Source organism: Rhizobium sp. rho-13.1, from assembly GCF_007000305.1.
Classification (GTDB): domain Bacteria; phylum Pseudomonadota; class Alphaproteobacteria; order Rhizobiales; family Rhizobiaceae; genus Rhizobium; species Rhizobium rhododendri.
On record NZ_SCFL01000002.1, the window covers coordinates 566,048 to 584,749 of the forward strand.

The 18,702-nt window shown below is 61.3% G+C and carries 19 protein-coding genes and 1 pseudogene; 9 read left to right on the top strand and 11 right to left on the bottom strand.

Going from position 1 to position 18,702, the window contains the following annotated elements:
- Positions 1-14: 14 nt before the first annotated feature.
- Positions 15-398 (top strand): VOC family protein, encoded by a 384-nt coding sequence (locus tag EQW76_RS09165; RefSeq protein ID WP_111217509.1) that lies wholly within the window; start codon positions 15-17, stop codon positions 396-398.
- Between the two features lie 15 nt (positions 399-413).
- Here the strand turns inward: EQW76_RS09165 and EQW76_RS09170 are convergent, their stop codons facing one another.
- Positions 414-1,841 (bottom strand): DHA2 family efflux MFS transporter permease subunit, encoded by a 1,428-nt coding sequence (locus tag EQW76_RS09170; protein WP_142824077.1) that lies wholly within the window; start codon positions 1,839-1,841, stop codon positions 414-416.
- A 286-nt stretch (positions 1,842-2,127) separates the two neighbouring features.
- Between EQW76_RS09170 and EQW76_RS09175 the strand changes: the two genes are divergently transcribed.
- The 4 genes from EQW76_RS09175 to EQW76_RS09190 all read left to right on the top strand — a co-directional run bounded on the left by EQW76_RS09175 (position 2,128) and on the right by EQW76_RS09190 (position 5,891).
- Positions 2,128-3,000 carry an MBL fold metallo-hydrolase gene (locus EQW76_RS09175; protein ID WP_142824078.1) on the top strand — a complete coding sequence of 291 codons (873 nt, stop codon included), beginning with the start codon at positions 2,128-2,130 and terminating at the stop codon, positions 2,998-3,000.
- A 262-nt stretch (positions 3,001-3,262) separates the two neighbouring features.
- A complete protein-coding gene (gene guaB / locus EQW76_RS09180; protein WP_142824079.1) occupies positions 3,263-4,768 on the top strand; it encodes an IMP dehydrogenase in 1,506 nt (501 codons plus the stop codon).
- Between the two features lie 3 nt (positions 4,769-4,771).
- Complete coding sequence (locus EQW76_RS09185) at positions 4,772-5,338, top strand: hypothetical protein (protein WP_142824457.1); 567 nt, start codon at positions 4,772-4,774, stop codon at positions 5,336-5,338.
- A 136-nt stretch (positions 5,339-5,474) separates the two neighbouring features.
- The gene (locus EQW76_RS09190) at positions 5,475-5,891 is read left to right on the top strand and encodes an MAPEG family protein (RefSeq protein ID WP_142824080.1); all 417 of its coding nucleotides are present in this window, start codon (positions 5,475-5,477) and stop codon (positions 5,889-5,891) included.
- On the opposite strand, the gene EQW76_RS09195 is transcribed toward EQW76_RS09190, so the two are convergent.
- Complete coding sequence (locus EQW76_RS09195) at positions 5,892-6,791, bottom strand: hydrogen peroxide-inducible genes activator (RefSeq protein ID WP_142824081.1); 900 nt, start codon at positions 6,789-6,791, stop codon at positions 5,892-5,894.
- 109 nt (positions 6,792-6,900) lie between these two features.
- Here EQW76_RS09195 and EQW76_RS09200 point away from each other — a divergent pair.
- Positions 6,901-7,208: pseudogene (locus EQW76_RS09200) on the top strand (catalase); the annotation flags it as partial.
- Between the two features lie 83 nt (positions 7,209-7,291).
- Here EQW76_RS09200 and EQW76_RS09205 read toward each other — a convergent pair.
- Positions 7,292-8,245, bottom strand: coding sequence for a LysR substrate-binding domain-containing protein (locus tag EQW76_RS09205; RefSeq protein WP_111217523.1), 954 nt, complete (start codon positions 8,243-8,245; stop codon positions 7,292-7,294).
- A 200-nt stretch (positions 8,246-8,445) separates the two neighbouring features.
- Here EQW76_RS09205 and EQW76_RS09210 point away from each other — a divergent pair, with 200 nt between their 5' ends.
- Positions 8,446-8,745: a DUF1127 domain-containing protein gene (locus EQW76_RS09210; RefSeq protein ID WP_142824082.1), complete on the top strand. Its 300-nt coding sequence runs from the start codon at positions 8,446-8,448 to the stop codon at positions 8,743-8,745.
- Between the two features lie 109 nt (positions 8,746-8,854).
- Here EQW76_RS09210 and EQW76_RS09215 read toward each other — a convergent pair whose 3' ends face one another.
- From EQW76_RS09215 to EQW76_RS09230, 4 genes are all read right to left on the bottom strand, one after another.
- Entirely contained in the window at positions 8,855-10,228 is a 1,374-nt protein-coding gene (locus EQW76_RS09215; protein WP_142824083.1) for a glutamate--cysteine ligase, read from the bottom strand.
- 153 nt (positions 10,229-10,381) lie between these two features.
- A complete protein-coding gene (locus tag EQW76_RS09220) occupies positions 10,382-11,119 on the bottom strand; it encodes a 16S rRNA (uracil(1498)-N(3))-methyltransferase (protein WP_142824084.1) in 738 nt (245 codons plus the stop codon).
- 14 nt (positions 11,120-11,133) lie between these two features.
- Positions 11,134-12,627, bottom strand: coding sequence for an inorganic phosphate transporter (locus tag EQW76_RS09225; protein ID WP_142824085.1), 1,494 nt, complete (start codon positions 12,625-12,627; stop codon positions 11,134-11,136).
- 36 nt (positions 12,628-12,663) lie between these two features.
- Positions 12,664-13,176 carry an NUDIX hydrolase gene (locus EQW76_RS09230; protein WP_202617129.1) on the bottom strand — a complete coding sequence of 171 codons (513 nt, stop codon included), beginning with the start codon at positions 13,174-13,176 and terminating at the stop codon, positions 12,664-12,666.
- Positions 13,177-13,543: 367 nt separating this feature from the next.
- Between EQW76_RS09230 and EQW76_RS09235 the strand changes: the two genes are divergently transcribed.
- Entirely contained in the window at positions 13,544-13,987 is a 444-nt protein-coding gene (locus EQW76_RS09235; RefSeq protein ID WP_142824086.1) for a hypothetical protein, read from the top strand.
- Positions 13,988-14,008: 21 nt separating this feature from the next.
- On the opposite strand, the gene EQW76_RS09240 is transcribed toward EQW76_RS09235, so the two are convergent.
- Entirely contained in the window at positions 14,009-14,680 is a 672-nt protein-coding gene (locus EQW76_RS09240) for an outer membrane beta-barrel protein (protein ID WP_142824087.1), read from the bottom strand.
- A 169-nt stretch (positions 14,681-14,849) separates the two neighbouring features.
- Positions 14,850-15,830, bottom strand: coding sequence for an NmrA/HSCARG family protein (locus EQW76_RS09245; RefSeq protein ID WP_142824088.1), 981 nt, complete (start codon positions 15,828-15,830; stop codon positions 14,850-14,852).
- Between the two features lie 113 nt (positions 15,831-15,943).
- Here EQW76_RS09245 and EQW76_RS09250 point away from each other — a divergent pair, with 113 nt between their 5' ends.
- Positions 15,944-16,828, top strand: a complete 885-nt coding sequence (locus EQW76_RS09250; protein ID WP_348539563.1) for a LysR family transcriptional regulator — start codon at positions 15,944-15,946, stop codon at positions 16,826-16,828.
- 173 nt (positions 16,829-17,001) lie between these two features.
- Here the strand turns inward: EQW76_RS09250 and EQW76_RS09255 are convergent, their stop codons facing one another.
- Together EQW76_RS09255 and EQW76_RS09260 are read right to left on the bottom strand one after the other, a co-directional pair.
- Positions 17,002-17,682, bottom strand: a complete 681-nt coding sequence (locus EQW76_RS09255) for a L,D-transpeptidase (protein WP_142824090.1) — start codon at positions 17,680-17,682, stop codon at positions 17,002-17,004.
- A gap of 135 nt (positions 17,683-17,817) precedes the next feature.
- Positions 17,818-18,570 (bottom strand): L,D-transpeptidase, encoded by a 753-nt coding sequence (locus tag EQW76_RS09260; protein ID WP_142824091.1) that lies wholly within the window; start codon positions 18,568-18,570, stop codon positions 17,818-17,820.
- Between the last annotated feature and the right edge of the window lie 132 nt (positions 18,571-18,702).

Below are 18,702 nucleotides of genomic sequence, written 5' to 3' on the forward strand. Positions count from 1 at the left end.
GCTAATCTTTGCGGATGCTGCTTTACGTCACCATCGGAACCAACGATATCCATCGCGCCGGCGATTTCTACGATGCTGTTCTGGCGGGCCTCGGCTACAGGCGCCAGCGGGATTCGGAGGAAGAGATCGGCTATGCTGCCGATGGCGACAGCCGTTGCCGCCTCTGGGTGGTGATGCCCTTTAACCGGCGCGCGGCCAGCATCGGCAATGGCTCGATGGTTGCGCTGGATGCGGAAAGCCGCGCCGCCGTAGATGCCTTCCATGCGCAGGCGCTGGCCCATGGCGGCAGCGACGAGGGTGCCCCCGGCCTGCGCTCCTACCACGCCAACTTCTACGCCGCCTATGTCCGCGATCCCGATGGCAACAAGCTCAGCGCAGTCTGCGAGCAACCTTCCTGATCGAGGGCTGACGCGTTACTCTGCGGCGGGCGTCTGCGGCACAGCCAGAACCTCTGCCTTGCTGGGTCCTGCCCCATGGCCAGAGAGCAGTGCACCGGCGTTGCGGTCGAGGCGCAGGAACGGCAGCGTCGCGATGACGGTCAGCACCGAGAGCGTGAAGAAGGCGATGTGGAAATCGGCGACCTGCAGGCTGGTGCCGCTGAAGAAGGTCGTCGTCTCCAGGATCGCGGCGGCCACGGCAACGCCGAGCGCGAGGCTGACCTGCTGCATCACCGAGCTCATCGACGTCGCCTGGCTTGCCTCCCGGTCATCGACATCGGCAAAGGCCAGCGCATTGATCCCCGTAAAGAAGAACGACCGCGAGAAGCCTCCGAGAAGCAGCACGCCGATGATCACGAGGTGAGACGTCGTTGGCTCGAAGAAGCCGATGGCAACCGTGGTCATGGTCGTGACGCCGGCGGCCGTCAGCAGTGCGGTCCGGAAGCCGAAGGCGGCAAAGACGCGCTTGGCGATGAACTTGGTGCTGATCGCCCCGATGGCGCCGGCAAAGGTGATCAGCCCCGACTGGAATGGGTTCAGGCCGAAACCCAGCTGCAGCATCAACGGCAATAGGAACGGCATGGCGCCTATGCAGATGCGGAACAGGATGCCGCCGGTCACCGATGCGCGGAACGTCGGCTTCCGCAACAGTTTCAGATTGAGGATCGGCGACGGATGATTGCGGGCGTGGCCGACATAGAGAAGGCCGCAGACAAAGCCGATGACCACTGCCGAGATGCCGATATAGGAGGGCAGGGCCGGCAGGCTGATGACGGACATGCCGAAAACGATGCCGGCAGCAGCAAACGAGGTCAGCAGGAAGCCGATGATATCCAGCTTCGGCGGCGCCATGGCCTCGACTTCCGGCAGGAATATGGTCGCGAGGATAACGCCGACGATGCCGACCGGCACATTGATCAGGAAGATCCAATGCCAGGAGAAGTAGGTGGTGATGAAGCCACCGAGCGGCGGCCCGGCCAGCGGTCCCACAAGCGCCGGTATGCTGAGCAGCGCCATCGCTGACACCAGATCGCTGCGCTTGGTGGTGCGCACCAGAACCAGTCGTCCGATCGGCGTCATCATCGAGCCACCGACGCCCTGCAGGAAGCGCGAGCCGACGAACTCCAGCAGGCTGCCCGATGCGGCGCAGAAGATCGATCCGACGACGAAGACGCAGATAGCAATGCGGAAAATCCGCTTGGCGCCGAAACGATCCGCCATCCAGCCGCTGATCGGGATGAACACCGCGAGCGCCACCATGTAGGAGGTCAGCGCAAGCTTCAGCGTGATCGGCCCGACATGCAGATCCGCCGCAATCGCCGGCAGCGCCGTGGCGATCACCGTCGAGTCCATCTGTTCCATGAAGAGTGCGATAGCGAGGATGAGCGGGACGATGCGATTCATAGGCTGGTGCCTTGCATGGGATGCCGTCGTGGAGATGCCGCCTGGGCGGTAGCCGCTCTCTATTCCTCGGGACTTGCTCTGCCAATCCCCTAATAAGCCTGCTGTCGCTATCGGGATCACGTCTTCGTGAAATCGCTTGCCAACCTCGCTGCCTGTCTAGTTTTGACATGTGCCATCAGCATGAAAATGCTAATCGCACCGAGCCGCGCGAGTATGCATTTGACCTTTGGCCGGAAATTTCGCGCGCATATTTGGCGGCATTGCCGCACTGTAGGAGCAAGACTGTATGACTGTTTTACCGCTGCCGGAAATCAACCAGTTCAAACTGGGTGCGCTGAAATTCACGGTCATCAAGGACGGCGTCAGCATTCTGGATAGACCCTGGGAAACCTTCGGCGTCAATCAGAGGCCCGAGACGGTGCAGGCACTGCTGGCAGACAACTTTCTGCCGACCGACCGCTTCGTCAACAGCTATTCGCCGGTCATCATCGACAACGGCAAGGACGTGATCCTCGTCGATACCGGCTTTGGCGCGGCGATGCGCGAAAAGGGCGGCGGTCGCCTGGCGGCCGGCATGAAGACGGCCGGCTACGAACCGGAGAGCATCACCCGCGTCCTGCTCACCCACCTGCACGGTGACCACATCGCAGGCTTGATGGAAGACGGAAAGCCGGCCTTCGCGAATGCCAGCTACACAGCCGGTCGCATCGAATATGATTTCTGGACCGATGAGGCCCGGCAGGGAACTCCCGCTGAAGGCAACCAGAAAAGCGTGCTCGCCAACGTCGTGCCGCTGGCGGAGAAGATCACCTTCGTCAACGACGGCGATACGGTGGTGCCCGGCATGACAGCCATGCTGGCGCCCGGCCATACGCCCGGCCACATGGTCTTCCACGTGGAGTCCGAGGGCGAGCAGATCGTGCTGACTGCGGATACCGCCAACCACTATGTCCTGTCGCTGCAGCAGCCGGACTGGGAGGTCCGTTTCGATCTGGACAAGGTGCAGGCCGCCCAGACACGCCGGCGTATCTTCGACCTGATCGCGAAGGACCGCATCCCGTTCCTTGGCTACCACATGCCGTTCCCGGCGGTCGGTTTCGTCGAGAAAATCGACACCGGCTTCCGCTTCGTGCCGAAAAGCTATCAATTCGACTTCTGACGGCAGCCGACAGGGCAGAGCCCAAATGCCCACGTATACGTCATCCATGAAACTACGACCGGTGCCATCGGCTCCGGTCGTCGTGGCCTCTCGCCGCCTCATGCATAGCTGCGTTGCAACCGCGCGACTGCGTTTTGCTATTTCCATCGGTCCGCGGACGTGGTACCAGCCCTCGCCAACTCTTAATCAATTCTTGCATCACCGCCGGGGCGGATAATCATTCCGGGGGTGCTCCGCATTTTCTTAAAGACGAGGAATTGGCATGGCCCGCATCATTGAAACAGCAACTGGGCTCGAAGCCCTGACCTTTGACGACGTGCTTCTGCAGCCCGGACATTCCGAAGTGATGCCCGGCCAGACCAATGTCTCGACCCGCATCGCCCAGGATATCGAACTGAACCTGCCGATCATCTCGGCGGCGATGGACACCGTCACAGAGGGTCGCCTCGCCATCGCCATGGCTCAGGCCGGTGGCATCGGCGTCATCCACCGCAACCTGACCCCCGTCGCCCAGGCCGAGCAGGTCCGCCAGGTGAAGAAGTTCGAAAGCGGCATGGTCGTCAACCCGGTCACCATCGGCCCCGACGCCACGCTCGCCGATGCGCTCGGACTGATGAAGCACTACCACATTTCCGGCATCCCTGTCGTCGAGAGCCCAGGCAGCGACACCGAGAAGCCCGGTCGCCTGGTCGGCATCCTTACCAACCGCGACGTCCGCTTCGCCTCCGATCCAAACCAGAAAATCTACGAGTTGATGACCCGTGAGAACCTCATCACGGTGAAAGAAAATGTCGATCAGCAGGAAGCCAAGCGTCTTCTCCACTCGCACCGCATTGAAAAGCTGCTGGTCGTGGATGCCGAAGGCCGCTGCGTCGGCCTGATCACCGTCAAGGACATCGAGAAGTCCCAGCTCAACCCGAATGCCTCCAAGGACAGCCAGGGCCGCCTGCGCGCCGCCGCTGCCATCAACGTCGGCGACGACGGTTTCGAGCGTGCCGAACGCCTGATCGAGGCCGGTGTCGACCTGCTGGTCGTCGATACCGCCCATGGCCATTCGCAGCGCGTCCTCGATGCCGTGACCCGCGTCAAGCGCCTGTCGAATTCCGTTCGCGTCATGGCCGGCAATGTCGCCACCTATGACGGCACCCGCGCCCTGATCGATGCCGGCGCTGATGCCGTCAAGGTCGGGATCGGCCCGGGCTCGATCTGCACCACCCGCATCGTTGCCGGCGTCGGCGTGCCGCAGCTGGCCGCCATCATGTCGGCCGTCGAGGCAGCACAGGCACAGAACATCCCGATCATCGCCGACGGCGGCATCAAGTTTTCGGGCGATCTGGCCAAGGCCATCGCCTCCGGTGCGTCAGCCGTGATGATCGGCTCGCTGCTGGCCGGCACGGACGAAAGCCCCGGCGAGGTCTATCTCTACCAGGGTCGCTCCTTCAAGGCCTATCGCGGCATGGGCTCCGTCGGCGCCATGGCGCGTGGCTCGGCAGACCGCTACTTCCAGGCGGAGGTTCGCGACACCCTGAAGCTGGTGCCCGAGGGCATCGAGGGCCAGGTGCCCTACAAGGGCCCGGTCTCGGGCGTCCTTCACCAGCTCGGCGGCGGCCTGAAGGCGGCCATGGGCTATGTCGGCGGCAAGGACATCGCCGATTTCCAGCAGAAGGCGACCTTCGTGCGCATCTCCGGCGCTGGCCTCCGCGAAAGCCACACCCACGACGTGACGATCACCCGCGAAAGCCCGAACTATCCTGGCGGCGGTCTCTGATTGATGCAGCCGGACGGCGGGCCTCTGAAACGGTGGATCTCGGGCCTGGCGGCGCTTTGCATAGCGCTGGCAGCCTGGATCTATATGGGTTTCGTGCTGCCATTCCGGGCTGCCGCTGCGGGTCGTGATGTCCTCGCGATCCGCATAGCGGGCTACGAGGCCGCCGACGTCCGCGACATGGCGGAATTTCTGCGCACCCACCCCGATGCGGCGGTAATCCAGCATGGACTGGATACCGGGCCGGCGCTGGTCTTCGCGGTGGCGTCCGCAGCCCTGCTTTTCCTGCTCCTGAAGCGCGTCAAACCCGGCGGCATCTTTTTCGGCAGGCCGATTCCTCCGGCCGGCGTCTTCCTGCTGTTCTGTCTGCCTATTCTCTACGGACTGGTCGGCTGCGGTGAGACGATCCTCGCAATGTTGGTCTTCCCGCCGGCCGTAGCGTCAGAGCAAACGCTTGCATTTGCCTCCGCTGTCATGCCCGTGCTCGGGCGACTGAAGTTCCTGACGCTGGTTGTGGCCGTCATACTGCTCATCCGCTTCGCCGTCCTCAGCCGCCAGCCCGAACCGGATTGATAGGCCAGTTGCTGGGCTCGTGGGCAATCCGGAAGCTGTCGCAAAGTGATCGGCGGATACCCGTTGCAGGCGCTGGCAGGCGCGTGTTTTTTCGACTAGAGCAGCGTCATGTTCCCGCAGTTCTTGGAGTCGCTGCATGACCGGCTATGAAATGTTTTGGCCCTTGGTGGCGCAGACCGTTCTGGTGCTTATCCTCTACGGCCTGCTCAGCCTGCGCCGCTCTGCTGCCATGAAGAGCGGCAGGGCTAAGATGGAGCAATTCCGAGAAAATCGCGACGAGCCGGCCGAGAGCCTGGTGGTGCGCAATGCCATCGCCAACCAGTTCGAATTGCCGGTGCTGTTCTACGTCGTCTCCATCGTCCTGTTCATGACTCAGGCCGACAACCTTCCGGCGGTCGCGCTTGCCTGGTTCTTCGTGGCGATGCGCTATGGCCACGCCTATGTGCATGTCACGAGCAACAACCTGCGCTACCGCAGCCCCCTGTTTGCCTTGAGCTTTCTGGCGCTCGTCGGCCTCTGGGTATGGCTGGCGGTATGGCTCGCCTTTTCCTAATCAGCCTGCTACCGGTGCCGGGCTTGCCGCAATGACGGCGTCTGCCAGCGCCTGCATGTCGATGTCGCTCTGGTTATTGCGCCGCCACGCCAGCCCGATCTCGCGTGACGGCTGAGGCTCCGCGAAGGGGACGATGCGGATGCTGGTACGGCCGGTCTCGGTGGCGACGGCCATTTCGGGGATCAGCGTCATTCCCATGTCGTGCGACACCATCTGCAGCAGCGTCGTCATCGACGTCGCCCCGAAATTGACAAGGCTGCGCTTGCCGGCGCCGCAGACGGAAAGCGCCTGTTCGCGCAGGCAGTGGCCTTCTTCCAGCAGCAGCAGGCGGTCGACATCCACTTCGTTTTCGGTGAGCGGCGACATTAGCACATCATCGCCGTTCTCGGCCATCGCCATGAAGAACCGGTCGGTGAAAAGCGATCGGGTGCGAATGCCTTCGCCCTCGAGCGGCAGCGCCGCAATGACGGCATCCAGCCTTCCTTCGGCGAGATCCGCCAGCAGCCGGCTGGTCACCGCCTCCTTCAGTTCGATCTCGACGTTAGGATAAGCGCGGCGCAGGTAGGGCACGAACTGCGGCACCAGGTAAGGTGCGACGGTCGGGATGATGCCGATGCGGATCAGCCCGTCGAGCACGCCGCCCTCTCGCCGGACCGACCGCTCGAGCCGATCGACCTCATGCAATATGGTGTGGACATGGGTCAGCACCTCCTCGCCCTTGCGCGTCAGGATCGTGCTGCCGCGCGTGCGCTCCACCAGCTTGGCGCCGAGATAATTCTCCATCTCCATGATCTGCGCGGAAAGTGCCGGCTGGCTGATGTGGACGAGATCGGCGGCCCGGCCGAAATGTCGGGTAGTGGCAAGGGCTTCGAAATAGCGCATCTGGCGCAACGTCAGCATGATAGGATTTCCTGATCAAAAATGACATCTAATACGATTGGAAATTATCGAAAGTCAATGGGACAAGGTGCGACCGAACGTGCAGGAGGGTTCAACACGCATCTGAGCCATGCCGGAAATGGATGCACAAAAGACATCCTACAATCCGTTCGACCTGACGAAAGTCTGGCCGCACCCGGAGTATCCGCCGATCGAAATCGGCGTGATCGAACTGAACCGCAATCCGGAAAACTACTTCGCCGAGATCGAGACGCCGCGTTCTCGCCGTCGAACATCGCCGCTGCCATGGGCGAGATCGTCGAGCGTCAGCTGGCCCATTTCAAGCTGGTGCATCCGGAATACGAGGCCGGTGTCCGTATCGCGCTCAAGAACGCGCACGGCTACGAAGCCGATACGATCAGCGCCGCCGCAGAGTAGGGCTTTTTGCTGCGAAAACAGAGTTTGGAAATCGGGGCTTTTGCCCCGATTTCTGTTTCAGGCGGACCCTGCCAGATGGGCGATTACCAGCTCGGAAGCACCAGGGCGGCCTTGGAGCGCGGCAGGTAGCGGTTGAGGCCCTTGCTGTCGGCTTCACTCTCTTCGCCCGTGGCGGCCGGCGTGATGTTATCCAGGCAGGCCGAGATATGCGCGGTGATGGCGTTCATCAGCGATGCGGAGACACCCGGCCGCTTCATGATGCCGATCTGCACCGGCGGCAGTGCTGGAAAGCCATCTGCGTGGCTGAGAACCTTCATGCCGTTGCGCAGCGCCGATTCCGGCATCACCGACACCGCAAGGCCCGCCAGCACTGCAGATGCAATGACGGTGCACGACCAGCTCGTGAACAGCACCTGATATTCGCGGCCGACAGCATCGAGCGACGAACAGCTGACCTGCCGCCACGGGCAATCCCGCCTGCCCAGCGCCAGCGGCACCGGTGCGTCGTCACGCAGCGGATGGTTGGCCGAACTCACCCAGCAGAGCGGCTCGGTCCTGACCACGTCGGACACACGTTCGCGCGGATTGTGGGTGACGAGCGCGATGTCGAGTTCGCCGCGCGCCATCTTCTCGGCGAGGTCGACCGACGGCTCGCAGACGATGTAAAGCTCGACATTCGGATGGGTCTTGGCAAAGCGGCCGATGATCTCCGGCATATAGCGGTCGGCGTAATCGTCGGGCGTGCCGATGCGCAGCGTGCCTTCCAGCCGGTTATCGTCGAAGGCCGCAATCGCCTCGTTGTTGAGGCGGATGATGCGCCGCGCATAGTCGAGCAGCTTTTCGCCCTCGGCCGTCAGCCGGTTGCCGCGACCGTCCTTGATGAACAGCTGCTTGCCAACCCGCTCCTCGAGCCGGCGCATCTGCATGGAGACTGCAGACTGGGTCTTGAAGATACGGTCGGCCGCCTTGGTGAAGCTGCCGGTGTCGACAATAGCAATGAAGGTCTGCAACTGGTCGATATCGAGCGGCGCTGCCATTGTCTCACCTATGAAAAGAGTTGATGACAAGCATTAGAAACATTCGTTGGACTGATCAATAGCCATTTGGCATCTTCCAACTGCAAATTGCATCGCAATCGAACGGCAGCGTCGTCGTTCGCGCCCGATCAACACCACCTGATCTCCCGGATCCCCCCATGAGGAGGGTGGTTTTTGCGTGCCTTGGGAAGGATAGTCAAATGAGCACGACGGAACTGAGACTGCCAATGAAGACCGCCACACGCACCCTGCCCCTTGCAGCCCGCGTGACCTATGTCTTTGCCATGCTGATCTCTGCAGGCCGCGTGTTCCGCCATCGCACCGAAATCAATCGGCTGCAGGATCTCGACGACAACCAGCTGCGTGACATCGGATTGACCAGGGGCGAGCTGAACAGGGCCCTCATGGGTTCCTCGTTCTTCGAAGACCCGTCGTTGCACCTGACGCAGTCCGCCCGGCGCCGTGCGCGTAGCTTCGGCAGCGATGATTTTCGCGGCTGAGAATTCAAGTTTCCCCGCAGGGTGATAGCCAATTGCCCTGCCTCTTGCCCGGTGTCCGGCCTAGCCGACACCGGGTTTTTTTGTGCCGGCCCCGCGCGTGCCGAATACTCTAATATTGGTATTCGTCGAAAACCGGCTCGACGGACTGATTCCAGCGACCGTTATAGCGCGTCAGCATGTCGTCGGAGAGGGTCGCCTTATTGGCCAGAACTTCTTCGAGAGGCGCGAGGAACAGGCTTTCGTCCTGGCCTTCGCTGTTGAGACGGGCACGAGATTTGAGGCCGGCGCGCGAGATCGAAACCACGTCACGGGCGATGTCGAGCAGCGAGCGACCGCCAAAGCTTGCAGTCAGGCCCTGCACAGGCACCGCGTTGCGCAGCGTCTCGACCTCGTCGAAGCCCCAGCCCTTGGTCATCTCGTCAGCCGCCGACAGGGCAGCGTCGTCATAGAGCAACCCGACCCAGAATGCCGGCAGGGCGCAGATCCGGCGCCAGGGACCGCCATCGGCACCGCGCATTTCCAGGAATCGCTTCAGCCGCACATCGGGAAACAAGGTGGACAGGTGGTTGGTCCAGTCGCCCATGGTCGGCTCCCACGATGCAACCTCACCCTTCAGCGCGCCGTTCATGAACTGGCGGAATGTAACGTGGGTACAGTCGTGGTAGCTGCCGTCACGAACGATGAAGTACATCGGCACGTCGAGCGCCCATTCGACATAATGCTCGAAGCGGAAATCGTCGCCGAAGGTGAATGGCAGCAAGCCGGAACGGTTGTTGTCCGTATCGCGCCAGATATCGCCTCGCCAGGAAGACAGGCCGTTCGGCTTGCCTTCGGTAAACGGAGATGCGGCAAACAGCGCTGTTGCCAGCGACTGCAGCTTCATCGATACGCGCATCTTCTGGCGCATGTCTGCTTCGGAGGAGAAGTCGAGGTTCACCTGGATGGTGCAGGTGCGATACATCATGTCCAGCCCCTTGCTGCCGACTTTCGGCATGTAGCGGGTCATGATGTCATAGCGCGATTTCGGCATGCGCGGCGTTTCGGCCAGCGTCCATTTAGGGCTGCCACCGACGCCGAGAAAGCGGATACCCATCGGCTCGGCAACTTCGCGCACGGTTGCGAGGTGCTGGTTGGATTCCTTGCAGGTCTGGTGAATAGTCTCGACCGGCGCCCCGGACAGCTCGAACTGGCCACCGGGTTCAATCGATATCGCACCCATGCCCGATGGTTCGGCCAGCCCGATGACATGGCCGGCATCGATGATCTCGTCCCAACCGAGCTTTTCGCGCATGCCCTTCAGCAGGGCCGAGATGCTGGCATCGCCGAAATAGGGAACCGGGCTGTTGTCGGCGCGGAAAAAGGCGAACTTCTCGTGCTCGGTGCCGATGCGAAAGCTGTCCTTCGGCTTGCTGCCGGCGTCGAGATATTCGGTCAGTTCCGACACCGATTCGATCGGGGTCTGGTCGGTCGTGTCGCGGGCCATGAAGCTACCTTGATCTCGGAAGGGTGCCTGTGCGGAAGACAGACAGAAAGAATGGCTGATAGGGCTGGACTCAGTTACGGTGCAAGTGAATTTGTTTCAAGGCTTGTTCAGAAAAATACGATCTCGCCCAAATTTGTACAGTGCCTTGAGTAATTATTGCCAATCGCCGATCGCCGCTTGGATCACCGCCATCGCAGCGACCGCTGCTGTGTCGGCTCTGAGGATACGGGGCCCGAGCGGAATGGCGGTCACGAAATCCAGGGATCGCAACCGGGCGCGCTCGTCCTCCGAAAACCCGCCCTCCGGCCCGACAAGAAGTGCCAGCCGCGTCTCCTGTATGGACCGCAGCAGCGGAAGCGGGTTCTGCGCTGCATCGCCCTCGTCACAATAGATGATACGGCGCTCGCTCGGCCAGCGATCGAGCAGGTCATTGAGCTTCACGGGCTCGGCCACCTCGGGAATGGCGAGGATGCCGCATTGCTCGGCTGCCTCGACCGCGTTGGCGCGCAGCCGGTCGATGCTGCCGATCTTGCCCTGCACATGCTGTGTCATCACCGGTTGCAGAATGCCTGCGCCCATTTCCACGGCCTTCTGGACCAGATAGTCGAGACGGCCGACTTTCAGCGGCGCGAAGAGATAGTGCAGATCCGAAGGTGCGGGCTGCGGGCGTGTCTGCAAATGGGGGATCAGCAGCAGGCGCTTGCGGGTCGGAAAGGCGAGCTTGGCCTGCCATTCCCCGTCGCGGCCGTTGAAGATCAAGATCTCCGCATCGGCTTCGAGCCGCAGCACGTTGGCCAGATAGTTGAATTGTTCTGCGCCGACCTCGAGGGGCTGGCCCTCTGAGATATCGGCGGCGACGAACAGTCGCTGCATACGAAAATTGGCGCGCATGAAAACCCTGGCTGTTAGACGAAGAGCGCGAACATAACCGAATAAACCCCGGCCGCAAGCAGGGCCGCCGCAGGCACCGTCACGATCCAGGCGCCGATGATCGTCAGGAAATGCGACCGGCGTACCAGGCGTCGGCGGCTGATCTCGTCCGGATTGTAGACTTCCTGTTCCTCGATATCCCAATGCTCCGCCTTCATCCGCATATAGGCCATCCGCCGTTTCGAGTTGCGGGTATACCATTCACGGAAGAACCCGACGCCGAAGACCGCGCCGATTGCGACATGGGTCGAGCTGACCGGCATTCCGAACCAGGAAGTGACGATAACGGTCAGCGCCGCCGAAAGAGCGACGCAGTAGCCGCGCATCGGGTTGAGCTTGGTGATCTGCTCGCCGACAAGCCGGATCAACCGGGGCCCGAACAGCAGGATGCCGACGGCAATTCCGCAGCCGCCGATCAGGACGACCCAGAACGGCGCTGGACCGGCGGGTAAGGTCCCTGCAGAGCGCACGATCGCGCTCAGTGGGCCGACTGTGTTGGCGATATCGTTGGCGCCATGGGCAAAGGACAGCAGCGCCGCCGAGCAAATCAACGGCAGGCGAAACAGGCCGCGCAAGGCGCTGTTCTTGTTCTCGAGGCCGACCGACTGGCGCGCCACCAGAGGCCGCGCCATCAGCCACACCAGCAGGCCGACGGTGATGCCGATCGTCAGAACCGTTGCCGGGGAATAGGGCGCGGCGCGCGTCAGCACCATCACGAGGTAGGATGCAAAGGTGCCTGCCATCGTCCCCGTCAGGATCGGGATCCAGTAGCGGGCAGCAAGGATCTTGTCGTCGCGGTAGATGATGAAGGTCTTGATCAGGTACAAAAAGCCTGCGGCAATCGCCCCGGCGATCATCGGCGTCAACATCCAGGTGACCGAGATCGCGATGACAGTGCGCCAATGGATGGTATCGACACCGACGCCGGCAATCCCCGCGCCGATGACGGCGCCAACGATGGCATGCGTGGTCGAGACCGGCGCCTTCAGCCAGGTCGCAAGATTGATCCAGACGGCGGCGGCAGTCAGCGCCGAGATCATCACCCAGGCGAGCAGGCCGCTCTGGGCGATCCGCGACGTATCGATGATCTCCGAGGATATGGTCCGCACCACGGGACCGCCGGCGATGGTGGCGCCCAGCACCTCGACGACCGCCGCCATTACCAGCGCCTGCCGCATGCCGATGGCGCGCGCACCGACGGCAGCGCCTACGGTATTGGCCACATCCTTCGCGCCGATGTTGAGCGCCATATATCCAGCCAGCGCTACGCCGGCAATGACCAGCGTCGCGCCGGGTCTGTCGAACACGTAGATGCCGGCAAACAGCATGGCAACGCCGAGGAATATCAGCGCATAGCCGGGCGCGATCAGCGGCTTTACCACGTGATCGGCGGCGTCCTCGACATAGGTGAGCTTGTCGAGATCCTTGTCGAGAGTTGGCTTTATCAATCCGGCCGGCCGCTCAGACATGCTTTTTCCTCGACGTTGAGGCGCAATGCTGTGAGGTCACGACGTGGAACTGCGGTCGGTGTCTTCGGCCTGGCCGGTAAGTCCCATCCGCTGCTGGAAGGCGAGGATGAGATCGCGCAGTTCCGGTTCACGGACGCGCCTGACGGCTTCGTTGCAGGAAACCCATTCGAGCGTGCGTTCGCCCTTTTCCTTGAAATTCTTGGCAAGTTCGGTGACGGCAAGGGCGTAGACCTGCACCTTGCACGGCACGGTCAGGCCGTCCTTCATGACCTTGGGGTAGGTGAAGAAGCCGAGAGATGTGGCTTCCACTTTTCCGCGCACGCCGGCCTCCTCGTAAGCCTCGCGGGCGGCCACTTCATGCGACAGCTTGCCTGACATCGGCCAGCCCTTGGGAATGACCCAGCGACCGGTATCGCGGCTGGTCATCAGCAACATTTCCAACTCGCCTGTCTTCTTTTTAAAGCGATAGCACAGGGCTGCGTACTGCTGCCGCGGCGGGCGACGCAACATCAGATGCATATCGGTGGCGAGTCGGGCTAGGAGAGTCAACGGGCGGGTCACCTTTGTAATTTTCGCGAGGAATCATTAAACAAGTTTATTCTACATCAACCTGGGCTAGAACCTATGAAAAAGCGGTTTAGGCCCGGCTTCCAAGGTTGATTATCAGCAAATCCGCGTCTCCATCGTCAGAATGCGTCGCCGTTCGTCTCTGTGACGACGAGACGCGAGATAGCCGAGGGAGGAGGGTCGGTGACACCAGACGTAAGACGGACGCGCTAACTTTCAATCGTCCGATGGCCTCTATAGCTTCACTTTTACGATATTGCAAAAATTAAAGAGTTTCCCTTAGTGTCTTAATGTGTCTGCTCCGGAAGTGGAATGCGGAGCGTATTTCAGTGCAACGGGGATTGCCGACATGTGGCGTCGACTACTGCTTTCTATCGGCATCTGCGCGGTTGCGGTGCCTGCTTTGGCCGCCGACCGCTTCTACTGTGCAGCCGACGACACCTCCATCAAGTTCAGCATAGACAGCGGCTTTTCAGTCGGTCCGGGCCACAAGCTCAATCATTTCCGTGGCCTTATGATCGGCAAGTCCGCCCTCATCCCGGAAGACTTCCGCAAACTGCCGCTGGAATCCAGCCAGTTGACGCAGTATTGGGCCTATGCCGGCGAAGTGCGGCTTGCTGTCGCAGCCTTTAACGGCAATGGCGACAACGCGGCCAGTGCCGAGCTTGTCATCGTCGCATCAGGCAAGGAAGATGGAACCCCGATGCCGGGCAGCTATGTCCTGACAATCTCCACGCCGGACGGTGCCAAGCCGGTCAAGCTGACCGGCAGGCTCACCTGCAACGCCAAGTGACGGGCCGCCAAACCCGCCGCTCTAGAACTTGAACGAAACGCCGAAGTTGATGGCATTGGTGAAGACGCGCGTCTTCAACGTGTCGCCACTGTCGATGGAAACGTTATCGACAAAGGAGTAATTGCCTTTGTATTCGACGAACGTCGCCCAGTGCTTGCTGATATCGTAGCTCACGCCTGCCTGTGCCTGTAGGGCAAGCCCGCCGAACTGATAGTCGAAGGTGCGACCGGACGAACGCGTGACTTCCACGTGCGGTACGTTGATGCCCGCGCCGGCACCCACATAGGGCGTCCATTTGCGGGAAGGGTCCTGAAAACGATAGAGCGCGTTGGCCGTCAGCAGATTGAGCCCGTCCGTGAACTCGAAGTGCGACCAGCCCGGTGTGTTGCCGAGGTCGCCATAGACCTTGGCGTGGGTGTAGTCGAGCGACACGCCCCAGTCCGGCTGGTTGAGCTCGTCCAGCCACCATGTTCCGCGAACGCCGTAATAGGGCGGGTTGCTGAAGGATTTGCCGGACCAGTTCGGATCGAAATCCGCGCCGTCTGACGTCGTGACATTGCTGCCGGTCGCTCCCTGCACCCCGCCATAGGCCGAAAACATCATGTCGGCAAAAGCGTGGTCGGCAACGGTAAGAACCGTAAAGAACGCCACGGCAGCAAAGGCCGACTGGCGAAGTCGATTGGCACGGCGCATGAAGAACCCCCGGATGATTCAGTCACCCATTGATGTCGGGATTTCATGACATGGCTATTACAACAGGCGGTAGAGTGGCCATTTGCTGACCTCGTTCGCCAAGACTGCTGGTTTTGCGACGGAGAATTCGGTCGCAAAGCGCAGGTTCGGATTGCGAGAGTTTGCGACGTTACTCGCCGCCACCGTTCGTCGGAGGCTCCAAACCGAAGGTCTTTTTGGGACCGTCCCAGCCCGTGGTCCTGACGAACTGCTCCCAGCCAAGGCAGTCCGAATTGATCCGCCGGCTCCATTCAAGGTCGCGATCGCCTCGGAAGTAGCCGTACTCCACCGCAAATTCGGCCATGCCGATGATCTCGCGCACAAGGTCCGGGCTCTCTGCAAAATGCGGGAAGTGCCGAAGCAATTCCTCGGTTCTGTAAGCCGAGGCGTAAACCGCCTTTTGACCGGTGACACGGGTAAAAGCCTCGATCATCTCTGCCGGCGAGATGACGTCGCCAATCACCGGCAGCGTCTGGCCGGAATAGGTGCCGGGATGATCGAAGATTTCAAGGACTGCCGGTCCCGTCGCAGTCAACGGGTCGACAAAAGGTGCCTTGAAGTGCTCGGGCAAATAGATGGGAAATACCAGCGTGTCGCCATCCATGCGGGGCGCGTAATATTCGAGGAGATTTGTGTAAAAGAACGCAAGCTCGATAAACGAACTCAGGATCGGCAACCCACGGATATAGGCTTCGACCCTGCTTTTGTCGGTGAAGTGCGGCGCAAACTTGGTGCCGCCCGTGATTTGGTCGACATTCTCCAGAGTGCTGAAGACCACGTGCTGGACGCCGGCCTCGACGGCGGCATCCGCCAGATCCTTGCCGATGTCGAACTCGTATGTTGCTGGCGGTGCAACGCCGGGGGTCATGAGGAATGCCCCATGAGCACCCCTGAATGCTTCGGCGAAATCCATTTTGCGGCCTTGCGCGAGTGGGACCGCGAAAAGCTCGGCCCCTTGTGCCGCCAAGGCGAGCGCCTCGGGAGAACCGACGTTGCCGGTGAGGGCGCGCACATGATAGCGCCCGTTTTTTAGCAGCGAGTGGGCCACGCTACGGCCCTGTTTGCTCAGACTTCCTGCGATCGCGACGATAGGTTTGCTGTTCGATGGCATGCAGATCTCCCATGCATATGGCGTCAATAGAAGCCCATGGCATGGCAGGCGGCATGGTATTTGTGAAATCGATTTAATTCTGGGTTACAATCCATCTGATGGATATCAAGCGTATGGATCTCAACCTGCTCGTCAGCCTGGAAGCTTTGCTGATCGAGCGAAATGTCACGAAGGCTGCGAAAAGGCTGAATTTAAGTCAGCCAGCGCTCAGCGCGCAGCTGAACCGCCTCCGCGATGTCTTCGATGATCCGTTGCTCGTTCCGGGACATCGTGGAATGATCCCGACCGCGAAGGCGTTCGAATTGCTGGAGCCATTGCGCGCGGCGCTGGAACAGCTGCGCAGCACTCTTGATAGTCACAAGAGCTTCGCACCCATGAGTGCCGAACTCGTTGTCTCCATCGCATGCACCGATTATGTCGAGGCGGCGGTCGTTCTTCCCCTCATATTGGCGTTGCGTGAGAAGGCCCCAGGCGTACGGATCGCCGTGCATCGGCTAAACCCGCCGAGACTGGACCAGCAGCTTTCGGATGGCAATGTCGATCTGGCGATCGCCACGCCCGATGGCAGCCAGCCGCACCTGCGCACGCGGCATCTGTTCGAGGAAACCTACGTCCTCATAGGTCGAGAAGGCCATCCGCATCTCAGGAACAGCCTTACTGCCGAAGGGTTTGCCGAGCTGGAGCAACTGATCGTTTCGCCGTCCGGCGGCGCATTCACAACCCCTGTTGATGCAACGCTCGGGGCGTTTGGTCGTCAACGCAAGATCGTCGCCTCGGCAGCGTCTTTCCTTGTCGTCCCGGAGATCGTCGCTGCCAGCGACCTTGTCGCGCTGGTGCCGCGCCGCTTGCTGCAGCGTCGGCTCCCCCTGCTGACCATGATCGACGTTCCATGGCTATATGAACATTTTACAGTGGAGCTGGTATGGCACGATCGTACCCATGGGCACCCCGGCCACCATTGGATCCGTCAACTGATCTACGATCTCATGGTCGATTGAATCGAGAGTGCCAAGCAAGGCGATTGGCGGAGGACACGTATGGTTTGGAAAATAAACCGCCGTTTTCCGTACGACGAAACTGATGTCATCTGTGACAAAAGCGATGACCCGACATTTCAGCGAGAGGGCCGGACACGAATGCCCAACCCTCTTAAATCCGCGCCAGTTGGCAATCAGCCGCCGAAGCCGCCGAAGAGGGTGCGGAGCACGTCCATGCCGTGATCCTTGTAGCTGACTTCGCCCTGCTTGTTGCCGGGGCCGACGACGATGACCTTGGTGCCGACGGGCACGTGGTCGTAGAGATCGGCGACATCGGCGTTCATCATGCGGATGCAACCCGACGACAGGTTGAGGCCGATGGTCCAGGGCTGGTTGGTGCCGTGGATGCGGAAAATCGTGTCGTGGCCGTTCTGGTAGAGATACATGGCGCGGGCGCCGAGCGGGTTGGCTTCGCCGCCTGGCACGGAGGCCGGCAGCGGATGGCCTTCCCGGGCTTCGCGCACGCGCATTTCCGCCGGTGGCGTCCAGACCGGCCATTCCGCCTTGCGGCCGACCGTGACGATCCCCGACCAGCCGAAGCCGTCACGACCGACGCCGATGCCGTAGCGCGTGGCGCGGTTGTTGCCTTCGACGAGATAGAGGAACTTGTTGTTGGTATCGACGATGATCGTGCCGGGCGCCTCATTGGTGACGAGACGGACGAGACGCTTGTGGAATTCCGCAGGCACGGTCCGGTTCGGTTTGATATTGCGAACCGCGTCGTTGGCCGTCGTCATCGGGGCGGCCGTCGTCACAGCGATCATGGACGTCAGCGCAATCGCTGTTGCGGCCATCAGCCGAATAACTTGCTTCATCCTGGAGTTCCTCTGGTGCAAAGATCGAGAGGCTAATCAAACCGATTAGAATTTCAAGATCTACAGCATCAGCAGAGGCATTTTTGGGTAGCGTCGAGCCGTCATCCGATCAGCTCGTCGCCACCCATGGTAAAATTACATCACTATGACGCGGGTGCCGACCTTCACCCGGTCGAAAAGATCGCTGACATCCTCGTTGCGCAGGCGGATACAGCCGGACGAAACGGCGCTGCCGATGGTCCAGGGCGCGTTCGTTCCGTGGATGCGGTAAAGCGTCGATCCGAGATACATGGCGCGGGCGCCGAGCGGGTTGCCGGTGCCGCCTTCCATGTGGACCGGCAGGTAGTGCCCCTTGGCAGCTTCGCGCGCAATCATTTCCGAAGGCGGTGTCCAGCCAGGCCACTCTTCCTTGCGGGTGATGGTGTGGGCGCCGGCCCATTCGAAGCCGGGCTTGCCGACGCCGACGCCGTAGCGCCTGGCCTTGCCGCCGCCTGTCACCAGATAGAGGAAGCGGTTGTCGGTATCGATGACGATCGTGCCCGGCCGTTCCTTGGTCTGGTAGTCCACCATCTGCGGCAGATACTGCGGGTCGAGTGTCGAGCGGATGACAGGCATGCCGGGTCGCACGTTGGCAACCGTTTGTACGGGTCTGCCGCCGAACAGCGGACGCGAAGCCCGCTGCTGGAATAGCCCGCGCGGCTGGACCGGAACCGGGCGGGGGTACACAACCGGCTGGACGGAGGCGCCGCCGAGCTGCGTCACCCACGGGGCCGTGAGGTCGGCGCTGACGATGACCGGCGGGCGTATCTGGTAACGGTCGGTGGCGAGGGCAGGGGCGGCAAAGGCGGCGACGAGGCCGGCCGCAAGCAAAATAGACTGTTTCATCATCGGACGGACTCTCTACAATGGACCGAAGATCGGGCGTTCTGGCGCTCGGTTCGGAAAACATCGTGACATTGCCCTGCCCATGAATGGTAAACGGCGGTTCATGAAAACGCCGGCAGACATGTAAACCTTTCG

Excerpts from the sequence above, each read along its gene's own strand:
- EQW76_RS09215 (WP_142824083.1), bottom strand. The coding sequence starts at position 10,228 with ATGGCCCGCGACACGACCGACCAGACCCCGATCGAATCGGTGTCGGAA.
- guaB (WP_142824079.1), top strand. The coding sequence starts at position 3,263 with ATGGCCCGCATCATTGAAACAGCAACTGGGCTCGAAGCCCTGACCTTT.
- EQW76_RS09170 (WP_142824077.1), bottom strand. The coding sequence starts at position 1,841 with ATGAATCGCATCGTCCCGCTCATCCTCGCTATCGCACTCTTCATGGAA.
- EQW76_RS09225 (WP_142824085.1), bottom strand. The coding sequence starts at position 12,627 with ATGTCTGAGCGGCCGGCCGGATTGATAAAGCCAACTCTCGACAAGGAT.
- EQW76_RS09245 (WP_142824088.1), bottom strand. The coding sequence starts at position 15,830 with ATGCCATCGAACAGCAAACCTATCGTCGCGATCGCAGGAAGTCTGAGC.
- EQW76_RS09210 (WP_142824082.1), top strand. The coding sequence starts at position 8,446 with ATGAGCACGACGGAACTGAGACTGCCAATGAAGACCGCCACACGCACC.
- EQW76_RS09195 (WP_142824081.1), bottom strand. The coding sequence starts at position 6,791 with ATGCTGACGTTGCGCCAGATGCGCTATTTCGAAGCCCTTGCCACTACC.
- EQW76_RS09240 (WP_142824087.1), bottom strand. The coding sequence starts at position 14,680 with ATGCGCCGTGCCAATCGACTTCGCCAGTCGGCCTTTGCTGCCGTGGCG.
- EQW76_RS09250 (WP_348539563.1), top strand. The coding sequence starts at position 15,944 with ATGGATCTCAACCTGCTCGTCAGCCTGGAAGCTTTGCTGATCGAGCGA.
- EQW76_RS09190 (WP_142824080.1), top strand. The coding sequence starts at position 5,475 with ATGACCGGCTATGAAATGTTTTGGCCCTTGGTGGCGCAGACCGTTCTG.
- EQW76_RS09260 (WP_142824091.1), bottom strand. The coding sequence starts at position 18,570 with ATGATGAAACAGTCTATTTTGCTTGCGGCCGGCCTCGTCGCCGCCTTT.
- EQW76_RS09185 (WP_142824457.1), top strand. The coding sequence starts at position 4,772 with ATGCAGCCGGACGGCGGGCCTCTGAAACGGTGGATCTCGGGCCTGGCG.
- EQW76_RS09165 (WP_111217509.1), top strand. The coding sequence starts at position 15 with ATGCTGCTTTACGTCACCATCGGAACCAACGATATCCATCGCGCCGGC.
- EQW76_RS09235 (WP_142824086.1), top strand. The coding sequence starts at position 13,544 with ATGTGGCGTCGACTACTGCTTTCTATCGGCATCTGCGCGGTTGCGGTG.
- EQW76_RS09255 (WP_142824090.1), bottom strand. The coding sequence starts at position 17,682 with ATGAAGCAAGTTATTCGGCTGATGGCCGCAACAGCGATTGCGCTGACG.
- EQW76_RS09220 (WP_142824084.1), bottom strand. The coding sequence starts at position 11,119 with ATGCGCGCCAATTTTCGTATGCAGCGACTGTTCGTCGCCGCCGATATC.
- EQW76_RS09175 (WP_142824078.1), top strand. The coding sequence starts at position 2,128 with ATGACTGTTTTACCGCTGCCGGAAATCAACCAGTTCAAACTGGGTGCG.
- EQW76_RS09205 (WP_111217523.1), bottom strand. The coding sequence starts at position 8,245 with ATGGCAGCGCCGCTCGATATCGACCAGTTGCAGACCTTCATTGCTATT.